Origin of the sequence: Lentihominibacter hominis, from assembly GCF_014385065.1 — a bacterium.
GTDB classification, from domain to species: domain Bacteria; phylum Bacillota; class Clostridia; order Peptostreptococcales; family Anaerovoracaceae; genus Lentihominibacter; species Lentihominibacter hominis.
On sequence record NZ_JACRTA010000001.1, the window covers coordinates 613790 to 630198 of the forward strand.

Sequence of the window (16409 nt, forward strand, 5' to 3'; positions counted from 1 at the left end):
TTCTCTTCCTCCGTCAAAAATTAAAACAAGTTTTTCTTGTATATTATATACAGATTCATTAGCTCTTCAACCTTTGCCTGCATTTCGATCTGCATATCAGATGCCTGATCATAATCCCCTCGGTCAAGAGCTTTCTTAATCCTTGTGAGGAGACACATTTCATCCAAGGTATCTCTGCCCAGCTGATTTCTCAGTCTCTGTATCTTCTCCCAATAATGTCTGTCATAATCCACACAATCCATATCATCATGGGCTTTACTGCAGGCTCTGACAAAATCCATGGTATCGGGAATTATTCTATCATGAAGTTCCGTAGCCCATTGCGCTCTTATAGCTTCTCTGTATGAGTCCAGCGTTATGTCTGTCATCACATCATCTCTTTTGAATATATCAAGCTTCTCAGGATTCTCATCAAAAGCTTTGATATTTTCCCATACAGTTCTTGGAGCTTTTCCGAAAAATTCATCTCTTTCTTTCTCAGTGTATTCGTCGAACACATCTTTTTCGCTTCTGTATATCCTGTCTGTATCAAGGTAAAAGTCCTTCTCACCATAAGCCTTAGAAATGGACTTCTCAAGGTCAGCAGGTGTTTTGCTATGCTCAAGAGCCTCCTTAATCCCATCCAGCATCGCCATATATGACGCAGCGAGCACCAGATATGTGTTACTTTTCGGATTAGGTGATCTCAACTCAAATCTTGTAGCCATAGTATTGCCTATCTCTCTGACCAATCCCACCAATACTGTTCTGTTCCTTGACGGCATCTTAGCACTGTGCCCCAGTGATGTCACAGTGCAGACCGGAGCTTCATACCCCGGTTTTAATCTATTGAGAGAATCATTTGTTGAGCTTACAAACGGATTTATCACATCGTAATTTTTCAGCAGCCCCATTAAGGCTCCAAAGCCCACCGGGCTCAGAAACTCATTTTCAAGATCTGCAGGCGAAAAAAGGTTTACCATTCTTCCGTCTTTTAATTTAGCCGCAACTCCCATATGAGTATGTTCTCCGTTTCCGGCGACACCTTCTACCGGTTTTGCCATGAAAGTCACTTCCAAACCATATGTTCTGAATATATCTCTTACAACATATTTAACCTGATTCTCATTATCAGCTGCCTGTATAGCAGAAGAATATTTCCAGTCTATCTCGAGCTGCTCCATAACATGATCATAATTACCTGAATTCCCCAGCTTTGCCTTTACTCCTCCGACTTCCTTATGCCCCATCTCCATATTAAAGCCATATTTCTGAAGCACAAGCATTACTTCTTCCAATGCTGTTCTAACAGGTCCCGTAGTCCTTTTCCAATATTGCTCTTTTAACATTTGCGCTGTTGAAAGCTGTTCTCTGTCGGCATCATCGTCAGGCGTCTTCACCCAAAATTCCAGCTCTGTAGCTGCTGTTATTACCAGCTTTTCTATATCATCTACACTGTCTATATCGAGATATTCGAATACATATGGATTTTCTCTCAAAAGATCCATGAGGTCTTCCTTGAAATTTTTTATTGCATCTCTTAGTATGACTCTGGATCCAACTCTTTCTGAATCATTATGTATGAGAGACGACGGTATTCTTAAAGTCCCCACAGGCAGCCCCGTCATCGGATCAGGGTAGTTGAAATTATGATCAACGAACCAGTTTACCGTTGTATCGGGAATAATATCAACCTTGGCATTATTCAATTTGGCTATTTTGGGAAGAACTACACTGGAGCCGTCTGTCTGAACTCCATTTTTAAGAAATTTTTCCATATCTGCTAAGAATTCTTCCACCGGTATCTTTTCATCGGTATCATGTCCACCTATATCAATCCCCACAAGCGACACAAATTTTACTTCGGGATGAGCGTTGAGTATACTGCTGACATCCCCCGGACTGTGTTTATCAGCCGGAATAATATAGAGCATCTTATTCAAGTCGTACGATAACATAGATCTATCTCCTTTACAAATTATTGTTTCCTTCCTGAAATACGACAGAACATTCCCGTCAAACCTAATCGGAGTAAAGGGAATGTCCTGAACGATAGTCTTATCTTATTCACTTAACATAGTTAGATACTTATCCAGTTCATTAAGATATTCGCCGTATTTTGCCCAGTCACCGTCTTGCTGTGCCTTCTGTGCATTATCAAAGGCTTCTTGGGCATTGGCTATTATTTCAGTCTGACTCAGCTGTTCACTGCTGTTTTTATCTTCGCTTGTTCCTCCTGCCGCACTGCCGCTGTCCGGACTCTCATGCGCACTGCCTTCTCCAAACAGAGAATTGAGAGCTTCAGCCAATGTAGGTTCGTAAGCAATCCTGTCCCCGTAAGCAACTATAACTCTCTTTACCTCCGGAATGCTGGAATTCGTAGCTTCCAGATAAACCGGTTCTATATAGAGCAGTGAATCTTCAATAGGAACAACGAACATATTTCCTCTGCTGTATTTAGATCCTGACGAATTCCAAAGAGAGAATTCTTTTGAAATCTCAGTATTCTGGTCTATTTGCGCCTCTACCTGCATAGGACCATATACAGTCTTGCTCTTCGGCATCTGGTACAATACCAACTCTCCGTAATTCTCACCGTCATTTCTCGCTACCAAAAGGCCCATGAGATTTTTCTTATCCTTAGGAGTAAACGGTATAGAATTAACAAATTCAGCCTTTTCCTCTCCAGGAAGCTTCATTATATAATAGTTCGGAGTCATTGCCTGCTCTTCCGTACCGTATATTTCACTGGATATTTGCCAGAGGTCCTCATTTTGATAGAACACTTTCACATCATTCATGTGATATCTCTGATATACCTGTGCCTGAATATCCAAAAGTGTACTCGGATATCTGATGTGAGCGCGTATACCTTCCGGCATATCTTCCAAATCTTTAAACAGATCCGGGAATATCTTCTTAAAATTCTGAGCAATAGGATCAGTGTCATCTACGATATAATAATCAGTCGTCCCATTATAAGCATCTATAACCACTTTTACTGAATTTCTTATATAATTTGTAGCCGAAGTCTCGCTAAACGGTTCTGAATAAGGATATTTATCCGTATAAGTATAAGCATCAATTATCCAGAAAAGTCTACCTTCCACTACCACCATATAAGGTTCCTTATCGTACTGCAGATATGGCATTATATCCTGTACTCTTTCCTTAATATTACGGTTTATCAATATCTTTGAATCATTTTTAATATTTCCGGATACCAGCATTTTAAGGCTGCGTTCTTTTAAAGCAAACATAAATCTGTTTAAAGGATTCAGCTTTATGCCTGCATCGCCTTCATATTTAGTATATTTATTTTCGTTTCCGTCAGGATAATCAAATTCATCTTCTGATGTATTCACAAGAACATAATTGTTTGTAAGTTCTCCATAATATATCTCAGGCCTTGTCACACTGATCTCTTCTACATCAGATACAGGAGGAATGCCCCCTATGAGCATGTCAGGCTGACCGCTGGCAGTTATCTTATCGACCCTCGAAAGAGTTATACCATATCCGTGAGTATATTTAAGATGTTTATTAAGCCATGTATCTTTTATGGCACTTTCATCAATTTCTCTGGCAGAGAGGAATGTCTGTGTATAGTCTCCATTTATCATATATCTGTCTACATCTACATCATTAAATGAGTAGTATTGCTTAATACTCTGTGTCTGATTGTAGAAAGTATTGGCAGGTGTGTAATCGTTGATTCTGATATTGGAAATGGTCTCTTCATTATTGCTGATATCTTCTCCCGTCAGATCATTGCTGGCCTCAAAAGCTTTCAGATTAACATCATTCAACCCGTATGCCGACTGTGTAAATTCTATATTTCTCTCAAGATATTTGCTTTCCTTATCTATTTCATCCGGAGTAACAATAAGATTCTGAACCACCAGCGATGCTCCTGTTCCCAGAAGGCCCACTGCTATCATGATCACCGGAACAGTTACTGCAGGCTTTACCTGTTTCTTTTTTATTCCCACCGCAAAACCAATAGCCGCCAATATTGACAGTACCATAATCACTCTGTAGATCCACAGCGTTATATTAACATCAGTAAATCCTGCTCCGTATACGGCACCGGTACTCCCGAACAACAAATTATACTGCTTCAGAAAAAAGTTTACGCCTACCATTATAAAAAACAGAACGCCTACTATTATAAGCTGTTTTTCTGCAATGGAAACCAACATCTTCAGATTCTTATTATCCAAAGCTCTGTTTCTTCCGGAAGGCTTTTTAAAACCTCCGCCTGCTGTTTTTCCGGTGAAAGATTCAGCAAATTTTCCAAACATACCGTTTATACTGTCGAATCCGGAACCTGCCGATGATCTATCATCTGTATCATTAGATTCCCGCCCATTCTCCTCAAATATTTTCGGGGTTCTCATAGACAACAGGACAGAATAATATATAACTGTCAAAACTGCAAAGGCTATCAATAATACAAGGACGATCTGATTTATCTCTTCTATAAAATCCAGTCTGAAAACATAGAAAGATATATCCATATTATATAACGGATCTTTTATATCAAAATCCGTACTATTAGTAAACTGCAGAAAATCAAACCACAATTTCGTAACAGCAAAAAAAGTAGTTATAGCTCCGTAAACCGCTGCAAGTCCCCATGAAATTAAATTCAGCCTTCCGTGATTTACAGGCTCATCAGAAGATATCTTTTTAAAATATCCTCTTTTGAGAAACTTAAGATATACATAAGCAAGAAAGGTCACCACCACAAAAGTAGGCACACCTATCTTCAGCTGTGTAAAAAGCTTTGTAAAAAACACTGATACATAATCCAGTTCTTTAAACCAAAGAAAATCAGTGATAAACCCTATAAGGCTTAAAAACAACATTAAAATAATAACAACTGCGATAACAACCCATAACACAGGTCTTCTCTTTTTCTTCTCCTTCGCCAAAATTTACCTCCTTTTAAACAACATAACAGGCCGATATTTTCATGACAAATTCCTTTTCAGGATATATCACATATACCTTTTCTTCGGTACTTCCTCCTATGGTTTCTCTCACCCATACATAATAGTTTTTGCCTGCCTGTCTTATTTCTCCGATCTCCAGCTCTTCAAAAGTTCCTGACGTCTTCTTGTCTTTAAGAGCAGCCACTTCCGTATAAAACTTCGTATCAGATTTTATCATATCCAAAACTTTTTCATCGCCTTTGTTCATAAGATTTACTTTATTTGACTCAAAGGCTATTATCTCGCCTATGACCTGTTCGTCATAATAAACAGGATAATTATCCTCGTCTTTACCCCATTCGACTTGAGTCATAGGCTGTGATAGGACCAGGTCCGACACCTTACCGTCCCTTTCATCGTCATATCCCAGATCCGAACTGTACACAATACTCTTTATATTCTTATCTGTATTTTTATCTTTCTGAGAATTTATAAGATCAGTTTTATCCTCCATAGGCTCGGTCCTGACCTGAGCAGCTATTACACTGTATTCAGTATCATCTCCGGTTATAAGATGAATTACTTTGTTAAGCTGATTGTCAATAAACTCAGCAGCCTTACTCTGAGGTGCAATGAATCTGACACCCATTCCCACCACTTCAACCGCTAAAATTACAATCAGAATTACAAGTACGATTTTAAGAGCAAGCCGGCCTTTTCCTCCTCTATGCTCACGCTCATCATCAGCATCTTCTGAGGAAACATTATCAAAATCAGCATCTCTTTTAGCTAAGATTTTAGCTTCTTTAGCCTTTTCTTTTTCAAGTCGCTTCTGCTCCTTCTCTCTCCTTCTCAACTCCTTCTTAGAAAGCTGAGAATCATCTTCTTCTCCGTAGAAGCCATCGCCATAAAAATCATCCATGCTGTTCTTGCCATGTTTCTTTATGTAATCAGCAGCCTCTTCATTACCATAATTGTCAAAATCATTAGTTGATGCCGCTTTACTAAACTCCTCATCTCGAGGCATGACAACAGTTTCATTCAACCCGGGCTTCTCTTCAGTTTTAAAAGTTTCTCCCAGATTTCCGGCCTGGATGGTATCGCTCATCTTAAATTCTTCTGTCTCAGAAGACTGAGGATTTTCAAGATGGTTCACACTTTCAAATTGTAAAAGCAAATCATCCACATTATCTTCAACTGTCTCTGCGTCAGTTTCTTTTTTGAAATCTATAGGCTGTGGATCTGAAGACTGTGAAATTTCTTCAGGCTCCTGTGCAGGATTCTCATTTTCTATGACATCTATAGTTTGAAGTTCCTCCACTTCGCCTGCCGCATTATCTAAACTGTCAAAAAATTCCTCATCACTTTCAGGAGCAGGATTTGCTTTTTTCGACGCAACTATTGTATCATCGCTGAGGCCTGCCATAATAGCAGCTTTATCTACTGTTCTCGTATGTACAAGATCTTTATCGGAAAGCATTGTCTCTCTTCCCGTAACAGTCTTTGCATCTTTTATTTCTGCTTCCGCCGCTGCTTTGATATCATCAGCTTCCAGTTCAGCAAAAAATGTATGTCTGGCATTAGCCATTTCGTTTATCTGATTTTTTGTAGCCTGATGAGCTTCTTCTACCTCACGGCTTACAGAACTTTCTCTTATATTATCGATACCGTCTCTCATAGCAGCTACCGTAGCTCTGATTTTGGCAGCTTCTTCATCCCTCATTCTGGCTGTCTGCTCTATCACCTTTCTTACTTCTTCCTGAGCCACTGCCTGGTTAGCTTCCTCAGCAATCTTTCTACGCTGCTCTTCAAGACGTTTCTGTGCTTCTATAGCCTCAAGCTGCTTTCTTTCCTGCTCGGCCTTAAACTTCGCTTCTGCTTCAGCAGCTAAGCGAGCTTCCTGCTGAGCTCTGATTTTGGCAGCTTCCTGAGCCGCCTTGAGATCAGCTTCAGCCTTCAATCTGGCTTCTTCTGCAGCTTTAACCTTTGCTTCTGCCTCAGCTTTCATCTTGGCTTCTTCTTCAGCTTTAAGGCGTGCCTCTTCTTCAGCCTTAAGCTTAGCTTCTGCTTCCGCCTTTATTCTTGCTTCCTCCGCAAGTTTGGCCTCTTCTTCTGCCTTTCGCCTTGCTATTTCCTGAAGTCGGGCAGCCTCTTCTTCTGCCTTCTTTTTAGCTTCTGCCTCAGCAGCTATTTTAGCTTCTTCTTCGGCTTTAAGGCGTGCTGCCTCTTGTGCTTTTCGAGCAGCTTCCTGCTCGGCAGCTATTCTGGCTTCCTCTGCCCTAACTCTGGCTTCTTCCTCAATTTTCTTTTTAGCCTCTTCTTCTGCAGCTATACGAGCCTCTTCTGCAGCTTTTTTCTGTGCCTCTGCTTCAGCTTCTTTCCTTGCTTCCTCTATCGCAGCAAGGCGGGCTTCTTCCTCAAGCCGCTTAGCTTCTTTCTCAGCCTCTTGTGCTTCTATTCTCTGAAGCACATCGGATTCAAAAGCTTTAGGCTGATAAGGCTTTACTATTCCCTCTCTTTCAAGGAAGGCTTCCATTGAAGAATCTTCCGGTATTGACTCGAATTTCTGATTAGCCAGCTCTTCCGCTTTAGAAAGCTCATGCTTAATAGAGTTTCCGGATTTTACCTTCTCATATTCTTTGTTGAGAAGCTGTTGAAACTCTTCATTCTTTCTGTTAAATGTATAAAATTTATCTATTCTGTCTGCTGCACTTAAAGGTTTGTTATCATCCTCTGTAATCCTTGCGTCAGAAGAAATTTTCTGCTGTCCGGATACCGCAGATTGGCTGTACATCTGCTGCGCTTTTCCGTCATCAGATTCAGCAGTATTTGATACAGATTCCGATACCACAGATCTGTCTATAGTATCAGGAATCTCCCGAGGATCTGCACTCCAGTCAAAGTCAATATCTTCTGTTTTTTCCACTGCTCTTGCCGGATAGTCTTCAACATTCCACTGGAATTCTTCGAACACCGGCTTTCTGGGAGCATCATCAGCCGTTACATCAGTTTCCGGTTCTGCAGAAGGCACCTGTGATTTTACCGGTACCGTTTCTTCAGATGTAATAGCTGCAGAAGCACTATGCTGTTGAGGAGCCTCTGTCGTTACAGGGCTTCCGCAGTGGCTGCAAAATTTCGAACCATCTGCAATCTCATTTCCGCAATTCTTACAATACATATGTTCCTCCTCCTGGGTATTATTCTTTGATCAATGTTTCTAATTCCGCTGCCGTATACTTCCTGCCGCTTCTTCCTATATCGTAGCCTATAGCGCCTTTAGACGCAGCCTCTGAATTATTGTCCACGTTTGCTGTTTCTATAAAATCCAAATCGATTTCGCCGTCATACTCTTTATCATACGATTCATCTATATCATTGACAGCGTTTGTTTCATTTGTTTCGATCCGTTGCTCCGTTTTCTCGGGTTCGTCATGAACCATCTCTCGATATATTTCTGTCTTTTCCTCATTGTCGAAAAGACTGTCGCCTTCTTGTTCTTCTATGAATTCTGCGACTTCTATATCTTCTATATCATTGTTTTCCGCTTTTTTTCGTTGTTCTTCTTTTCTGTTCGTCATACGTTTGTATTCACTCTCATCTGAGTCCGAACAGTCCGTCTCTCTCACCCATCCAAAAGGATCCCAGTTTCTGTTCCTTTTTGGCTTCGCTGATGTGCTTTCAGCTGTGACAGGCTCCATATATCCAATGTCACGCTTTCTTCCTGCGTTTGCAGTATTGCCCCGATCATCCGTAGGTAAATCGGAGGAGAGCCCGTATGTAAGCTTTTCTAAATTTTCTTCTATAGCTCTGATACTGTCTGTCCTCATTTCAGACTCTCGTTTCCAGATCATAAAAGAAACGACACATACCGCAACAAAAAAAACTAAGGCCACAACAACTATAACTATAATTGTCGTCATGTGATCTTCTCCTATTAGTATGGTTTAACTTCAAAACATCGGTCTAATGTATAGTTATACAATTATACAGTCTCCTGTATTATACTATATACAGGAGATAATTTCAAACACATCTGTAAAAAAGTGTATACAAAAAAGGCAGAGCCTTTTTCTTATTGTCAATGTAAGAAAAAACCTCGCCTTTTTTGGTGAAAAAAGTTTTATCTGCAGCTTGACTGTTCAGATCGGTTGGATTCTTCAGCCCTGTTTCTCTGGCTTCTCTCACTTCTTTCACGTCTTTGACTTTTCTCGTTTCTTTCACTCTTTTCATTGTTGAACTTATTGTTCATTTTATTATTTTTCATATCATATCCCTCCTCAATTTTATTTTGCGCTTATTTATTTTCTGTATGTGAGGAAATAAATTGATTTTTTTGTTGACAAGTTTTTTATAAAATGATATCATCTATTTTGCTTGACAGTAATAAACATAATAATATGCACCATTAGCTCAGCTGGCAGAGCACCTGACTCTTAATCAGGGTGTCCACGGTTCGAACCCGTGATGGTGTACCAATAACCTCAGAATTTCAATGATTCTGAGGTTTTATTTTTATAAATTTTTCACACAGTTCAACCATTCTTTCTAAAAAATAAACATTCTCATTACACATCACTGTATTTTTCTCTCATAACAACAGCTCGTAATTCCTCACAAAAAATTATTTTAATTAATTTTCTGTTATGCTATATTTAAAATATATATTTTTAGTAGGCAGGGATCATTAAAGACGAGGGTCTGTATGGAAACAGCTTTATATAAGCGTTAAAGCCGTCATTCAATACCAATGAAGCATAAACGGCGCGGTGTAAAGTATATCGGTAGATATATTCCGCAGGCATACCGATATAATGGTTTGTTAAGCCTTTATATAAATCTTTTCTCCCTCTCATTATTGCTTTATGCTCTTAAGAAAGGAGGGATTTTTGTGACTTTACAGCGGAACTTGTCGAATTTCATGAACGCTGTTCGTTCAAGCAAAAAACAATCTATTACCGAATTCGCTGAAGAAGTGGGCGTCTCGAGATCTGAAATGCAGCAAATTTTGAAAGGAACCTGTAATCTCCGCATTGACACAGTTAAATACATTGCCGATAATTTGGATGTAGATCCGGAAGCAATGCTCTTTCCTTCCTATACTGAATCACAGCAAGAGTTTGCCTTGCTCTTACTTCGCACGCTCGATGCATTTTCAAGACTTCCCAAGGAAAAACAAAAAGACGCTTCTTTTTTATTTCATGACTTAATCCTTATGATGGAGGAAAATGAATGATGACCAATAAAATATACGGATTACTGTCCAGTCTGGGCATAACTGCAAATTATGCCGGTTTTTTCTATGTGGCAGACGCTGTTTCTATGGCTTTCTCCGATACAGGGAACCTGTTGCTGGTAACAAAACGGCTTTATCCTCAAATAGCCAAACGATATAATACTTCAGCCAAGAATGTCGAACGCAACATAAGAACTATTATAAATGTTGCCTGGGAAAACAATCCTCAGCTGCTTGTAGATCTGGCTCAGAATCCACTTCCCTGTAAACCGACACCTTCGGAATTTATAGCCATTCTAACAATTTCATTATTACATTCCGAAAGCGCGTAGCGTTTTTTGCATGCTCATATTTACCGGCAGCGATTCAAAAATAGTATAGATATAAGTTTGAACGAAGAGAACTTCATACCACAAAATGAAAAAACAGACCCAGTCTGGTACATCAGAGAAAAAAGGGTGCCGTACGGCATCCTTTTTTCAGTCTTCTTCTTTTATTTCCCCATATTTAATATCTAAAATTTCTCGAATTTCTTGCCGGCCATCCAGAAGATAATCCCTACTGCAAAAGTAATAATTCCCGTAACTGTTATGACCGTAAGCATCATCTCGAAATCACTGAACAATCCCGTTTCCCATTCTTCTATATAATATTCCTCAGCCCAGTCGCCTTCATACCACTGAAGAAACCATCTTGCCAGAAGAGCGAAAACTCCCATTCCCATATAGAATCCGCCCAGTTTAAAAAGGTCATTGCGACCAAGTTTAGTCTTGGGATTTACAGGATATTTGTCAGGATCTTTTACCGTCAAACCTCCATATATTCTCTTGCAGATTATATACAGTATAGGAACAACCAGTATCCATAGAAGACCTCCCAGAAACCAGTCAGTGCCGTTAAGCAGTGTGGAAAGAATACATATAATCAGTACTGATGCACACATCAAGGTATGCATAGGAGTCCCTCCCGGTATCTTAAATGATATTTCATCCTTTGGCGTAGACTTTCTCAATATAAATGCGGCTATTACCGTCAAAGCAGTTACAATTACCATGAAAAACACATCTATGACCACAAGAAAATCAAAGCTGAAAGGAATCAATACAGCACTTACTGCAGCTACGATAATAAGGCCTACATAAGGACTGCCCTTTTTCTTTGTAAGCTTAGAAAAGAACTGAGGTCCCAGATGTTCATCAGAAAGTATAAGTATACACCTTGATCCTGTAGCCAGACATACATTAAATATAGAACACTGCCCTATTATTGCCACAATCATGAATATTACGCCAAACACCGCTCCCAGATTATCTGTCAGGATCGTCGAATATCCTATTCCTCCGGATTCTGTAGTCCATGATTCCCACTGTCCTACCGATGCCAGACCGGCCAGGGTAGGAAGAACATACGTCAATGTGATAAGAGGTATAACTATCATGAGAGCTTTCGGAATAACTCTGCTGGAATCTTTTATCTCTCCGCCAAACAATGACAATTCATCAAATCCCGAATACATCCATATACCTATCGCAAGACCTGCTCCGATACCTTCAAAAATACCTACATCATCAGGTATAAACGGATCCATAGGGTTCTGATTCCAGTTCAGAAAACCAACTGCCGCACAGGCAGCAAATGCAATGAGGATTATGATAGAAAGTACAGTACTTACTACGCTTACTTCTTTCAGTCCGAGAACGTTTATAATAAAGAATATAACGATCAGCAGAAGCTTCAGAAGATAGGCTTCCAGTTCTGTCAGCTCTACGAAGCTGCCCAGATAACTTATGGACAGTACCACGTATACCGTATTACACACTAACCCCCATATCACATTACTGAATGCCATGATAGCGAACCAGAATTCACCAAGAGCTTCTTTGACCCAGATCATCGAACCACCTTCTACAGGTCTTATAGCACCCATCTCAGCACATATCATACCATATGGATAAGCCCAGACTATCGGAAGGACAAGCAACATAACTATTGTCAATCCCGGCCCGCATTCAGGAACCATTTCTTCTATTCCGTATGCTCCTGCGCAGCAGATAGCGTAAAACATCCCTACTACAGACAGTACGCTGACTTTTGATTTCATCACATCTTTTACACCGCTTCTGGCGCCCTGTTGCTGTATGTCTTTCATGCTGTATCCTCCTTTTTCAGTTCAGATCTATAACCTTTGTATCCATAGTGATATCCAATTCCTCTGCGCACTGACGATAATAATCAACTTGATCAAAGGTCAGCATATCTGAAGATATCAAGCCTTTTTGAGTGTATTTATCCTCAACGAACATTTTTGTAAACAACGCTCCGCCCTGACCTGTCAGATACATTTCAGCGGTAAGCCCCGCCCTGTTAAATGATTCAGCTAAACCCGGAGCAAAAACATGAGTCTCCACGCGTACAGGCTTTCCGTCTTTTGTTCCTGTGGCCTCAACTACCATTGCGCCAGTATCCGAAACCAGCCCTTCTTCTATAATTTCTTTTATTTCATCATGATATTTAGGAGCAGGCGGTATATGTTTTAAAACAAGATTAAAAGGACTTATTTCTTTTCCGTCTATTGTCTCGGTATCCTTCGAGAGAAGTCCTGCCCGGTAAAGCGGTTCTGCAAAAGCCACTCCTGCACCGGCATATTTAAAATAAATATTTTTAGCTCCTTTAAAAAATTCTTTTGCATTGAGTCCCATATGAACCGGTTCATCATGATCATGTTCAACAAAACGGATTTCCTTGTCCAGATAATCATATTTGCGGTAAATAGGTCTGCTGAAAGGTTCTCCTTCAATAAGCTCTCCGTTTTCGTACGCTATAGGAGTGCCCGCCATATCACTTAAAGCCGTTACCGGCGACCACCAGAAAGGAAGAAAGCGTTTAGCTTCTACACCCTCATAGACTATAGTATAAATAGTATCGCATGTATCAAGGTATTTCATGGTATGCCTTGCCGCCACGCATATAAGTCCGGGAGCCGATCCTGTAGCAATGACTGCGGTCTTTCCTATATCACTGAAACGCTTCCCATAAACATCATACATTATCTTTATGCCTTCCACCCAGTTTTTATGGATAGATTCTGTAGCGGCAAAATCCTGATAATCACATTTTACCTCAAGTGCTGCTTCTAATACATTCTTCCCGAATTTAAGCGGGAGTCCATTTACTATCAGGTCTACACCTTCTGCCGCTTCTTTGATACTGTCTATATCAGAAGCATCCACAAGCTTTCCTTTTCCTTTCTTAAGTATTTTTACCAGATTATCCACTGCTGCCGGATCCGCATCTGCACAGATAATCTCAGATACATTTTCTTCTTCATCCATACGCTGCGCCACTGTGGAGCCCTGTGCTCCTACTCCTAATATCAATATCTTTTTCATAATTCCCCACCTTTTCTGTCATTTACTTTAAAAACATTGTAAAGTTAAAAAAGATAGGTTACTATAGATTTGTTGTTTTAAACTATATAATATTTTGAAAATTTCGTCTATTTTTTCTTATTTTCGCAATTTCCACATATTATTTTAACAAGATCAGTATATTTATAAAGTAACCCAAAGGAGACGACCTATGCTTCCCGAACACGTAGATTATTACGACAACCTTCCTTTTTCCATTTCATTTACCAACATAAAACAAGAAGGCCCTCATTATCATAAAGAAATGGAAATGGTTTTGGTTCTTCAGGGAACCGTCAGCTATAAAGTACATCATCAAAATTACCATCTTAAGTCCGGAGATCTTCTTGTGGTGGATACAGAAGATCTTCATCATATATATGATTCTTCAAAAGATGTCCTTATGCTTACAATATATATAGATCTTGAGTTCTTCAATGATCTCTATCCCAATATAGACTTTATGATTTTTGCATGCGAAGAATGCGGAGGTCAGTCAAAATCACGCCAGCAGGCTCTTCAAAACAAACTGTCCTTTCTCAAACATCATCTTGCAGAGATTATGATGATAAAGACAACCAAAGAAAATAACCATTCTCTGCTGATGGAAAAGCTAAAAGAATTCATATTCATAATGGTAAATCAATTTCAGGGATTCTTTATAGAAGATAATCAATTTCGCGCCAACAGCGATCAAATAAATTCTCTTGATCTTGACAGGCTATATCGAATAGTAAAATATATCTATGTCAATTACGACCGAAAAATCACTTTAGATGATCTGGCAGATCTGGAACATCTCAGCCCCTACTATGTGTCGCATCTGATAAAAAACACCTCCGGCCTCAGCTTTCAGAATTTCTTAAACTATGTACGTATTGAATATGCAGAGAAATTCCTGGCAGAAAATAAGTATACACTGACTCAGATAAGTGAATTCTGCGGATTTTCATCATCCTCATATTTTAATAAATGTTTCAGCTCATGGCATAATATGACACCTGCCCAGTATAAAAAACAGCTTGCTCCGTCAGAAAGAAAATATCATGGTGAAATCTGCCAGAAAACAGCTATGTCTTTGCTGGAAACCTACCTAAATGTAAGTCATTTAGACTATAAAAAAGAAGAGAAACTTCGCGCTTCTCACCATATTTTTATACCTGTGAAAACAGAATATCCTGACGGCAGAAAACTAAAGGATGTTTTTCCACTTCACATTTTACTTGATTCTCCCTCAGATATTCTCCGCATGGGATACTATAAAGAGCAACTGAAAAAACTTAAACCCACATCTATCAAAATATCCATCTCCGCTCTCAATGCCCTGCCCGAAAGTAAACAGATCCTGGGAGATCTGGCAGCTTTAGGGCTTCCTGCTGAGATAATATACAAAATGCCCAAACTTCGAAAATCATCCCCCCGCCATACAGCAGAAGCTTTTTCCGACTGCATGGAAGATCCCGGCTCATGCCTTAAATTATTCGGAAATAATTCAGCTGTTTTTACACTCGACGGTCTTCCGACCCCACAATACAATCTATATACATTGCTTGCGGAAATCAGCGGCAATGTATCAGAAATACGAGATCAATACGTTCTTATAAAAAGTGATTCAGCTATTTTTATAATACTATATCAGAAAACTGACACTCAATCATTAAACGTACACCTTCACCTTCAAGACCTGGCAAATGATCTTCTCATGATCTCAAGAATATTTTCGAAAGACCACGCTGCATCGACAACTCTGAATAATATGATATCTGCTTGTGAAATAACATCACGCCTGAAGAATCATATATACAGAGCCACAATGGGCGAAACTCATTTTTCCTGTATACACCCTAAAACAAATCCAAAGCTTGATCTCATCATAAACCCGGGAGCACTGATGATAATTGAACTTTCCATATAATATATCTACAGCACTTCAGAACTTTTGTTTTTTTTCAAAGAAATATTGCTGATGACTATCGCTGCTATTATCAACAGACCTCCGATCACCTGTACCGCCTTAAGCTGTTCATGCAGAAAAACACATCCTAATATTGTAGCAGAAACCGACTCAAGAGGAAAGATAACTCCCGCTTGATTTGCTGAAGCGTGATTGACTCCAAAAGTAAACAGCAGCTGAGTAATAAACGTACCGAAAAATATCAGATATATAAATTCAAAGAATATCGGTGCTGTCACAGTGATATTCGGAGGTGATTCTATAGCAAAAGCAAATATTATAGCTATAACAAATGTAAATATAAATTGACATCCTGTAATAAACTCAACCCCGGACTTCTCAGTAAAATAATCAGCCGATACTATAGCTCCGCCGTATCCTATAGCACTAAGCAACGTCAATATTTCTCCCGGTCCTATAGATAACTTTCCGCTGGACAGTCCTGTCACCGACATTATGCTGACACCGATTATTCCCACAAGAGCGCTCACAAATACCTTGCCTGCGGGACGTTTTTTATCTATAGCCCAAACCATAAAAGGAACAAGAACGACATATGCCGACGATATAAAAGCATTTATACCTGCATTTATAAGCTCAAGCCCCATTATCTGCAGTGCTGTAGCCATACCGAAAAACCCTCCGCATATAGCGCCTCTTTTCCAGTCCTTAAGTGTAGCCTTCTTAAAATGTTTTCTCCAAATTATGACTGCAAATACAGCAGTAAAAAACGATCTAATCGCATTACACCAGTTAGGTTCAACAATATTCAGAACATCTTTCGCCACCACATATTCTCCGCCCCACAGGAATGCAGATACTATCAAACTTATCACACCCACGGAAGCTCCGTACTTATGTACCATCTTCTCCAGCAAATTATTCACCCTCTCCATATT

At 39.6% G+C, this 16409-nt stretch carries 11 protein-coding genes and 1 tRNA gene; 4 read left to right on the plus strand and 8 right to left on the minus strand.

The features are described 5' to 3' along the window. Window positions 1–20 precede the first annotated feature (20 nt). The 5 genes from H8692_RS02965 to H8692_RS02985 all read right to left on the minus strand — a co-directional run bounded on the left by H8692_RS02965 (window position 21) and on the right by H8692_RS02985 (window position 9180). On the minus strand, window positions 21–1937 hold the full coding sequence (locus tag H8692_RS02965) for a type I glutamate--ammonia ligase (protein ID WP_187524957.1): 1917 nt from the start codon (window positions 1935–1937) through the stop codon (window positions 21–23). A 105-nt stretch (window positions 1938–2042) separates the two neighbouring features. Next, window positions 2043–4916 carry a UPF0182 family membrane protein gene (locus H8692_RS02970; RefSeq protein ID WP_243206878.1) on the minus strand — a complete coding sequence of 958 codons (2874 nt, stop codon included), beginning with the start codon at window positions 4914–4916 and terminating at the stop codon, window positions 2043–2045. A 13-nt stretch (window positions 4917–4929) separates the two neighbouring features. Continuing rightward, window positions 4930–8094: a zinc-ribbon domain-containing protein gene (locus tag H8692_RS02975; RefSeq protein ID WP_187524958.1), complete on the minus strand. Its 3165-nt coding sequence runs from the start codon at window positions 8092–8094 to the stop codon at window positions 4930–4932. 19 nt (window positions 8095–8113) lie between these two features. After that, window positions 8114–8836 (minus strand): hypothetical protein, encoded by a 723-nt coding sequence (locus H8692_RS02980; RefSeq protein WP_177267755.1) that lies wholly within the window; start codon window positions 8834–8836, stop codon window positions 8114–8116. Window positions 8837–9036: 200 nt separating this feature from the next. Continuing rightward, the gene (locus tag H8692_RS02985) at window positions 9037–9180 is read right to left on the minus strand and encodes a hypothetical protein (RefSeq protein ID WP_177267756.1); all 144 of its coding nucleotides are present in this window, start codon (window positions 9178–9180) and stop codon (window positions 9037–9039) included. Window positions 9181–9315: 135 nt separating this feature from the next. Here H8692_RS02985 and H8692_RS02990 point away from each other — a divergent pair. From H8692_RS02990 to H8692_RS03000, 3 genes are all read left to right on the plus strand, one after another. Next, a tRNA-Lys gene (locus H8692_RS02990) sits at window positions 9316–9391 on the plus strand. 272 nt (window positions 9392–9663) lie between these two features. After that, window positions 9664–10149: a helix-turn-helix domain-containing protein gene (locus H8692_RS02995; protein WP_187524959.1), complete on the plus strand. Its 486-nt coding sequence runs from the start codon at window positions 9664–9666 to the stop codon at window positions 10147–10149. Further along, window positions 10146–10481 carry a sporulation initiation factor Spo0A C-terminal domain-containing protein gene (locus tag H8692_RS03000; RefSeq protein WP_177267758.1) on the plus strand — a complete coding sequence of 112 codons (336 nt, stop codon included), beginning with the start codon at window positions 10146–10148 and terminating at the stop codon, window positions 10479–10481. The genes H8692_RS02995 and H8692_RS03000 overlap by 4 nt, the downstream gene beginning before the upstream one ends. Before the next feature lie 182 nt (window positions 10482–10663). On the opposite strand, the gene H8692_RS03005 is transcribed toward H8692_RS03000, so the two are convergent. After that, the gene (locus tag H8692_RS03005) at window positions 10664–12298 is read right to left on the minus strand and encodes an APC family permease (RefSeq protein ID WP_177267759.1); all 1635 of its coding nucleotides are present in this window, start codon (window positions 12296–12298) and stop codon (window positions 10664–10666) included. Window positions 12299–12314: 16 nt separating this feature from the next. Then, window positions 12315–13538 (minus strand): saccharopine dehydrogenase family protein, encoded by a 1224-nt coding sequence (locus H8692_RS03010; protein WP_187524960.1) that lies wholly within the window; start codon window positions 13536–13538, stop codon window positions 12315–12317. Window positions 13539–13728: 190 nt separating this feature from the next. Between H8692_RS03010 and H8692_RS03015 the strand changes: the two genes are divergently transcribed. After that, window positions 13729–15471 carry an AraC family transcriptional regulator gene (locus tag H8692_RS03015; RefSeq protein ID WP_187524961.1) on the plus strand — a complete coding sequence of 581 codons (1743 nt, stop codon included), beginning with the start codon at window positions 13729–13731 and terminating at the stop codon, window positions 15469–15471. 5 nt (window positions 15472–15476) lie between these two features. On the opposite strand, the gene H8692_RS03020 is transcribed toward H8692_RS03015, so the two are convergent. After that, entirely contained in the window at window positions 15477–16376 is a 900-nt protein-coding gene (locus H8692_RS03020) for a DMT family transporter (protein ID WP_187524962.1), read from the minus strand. Window positions 16377–16409: the final 33 nt, after the last annotated feature.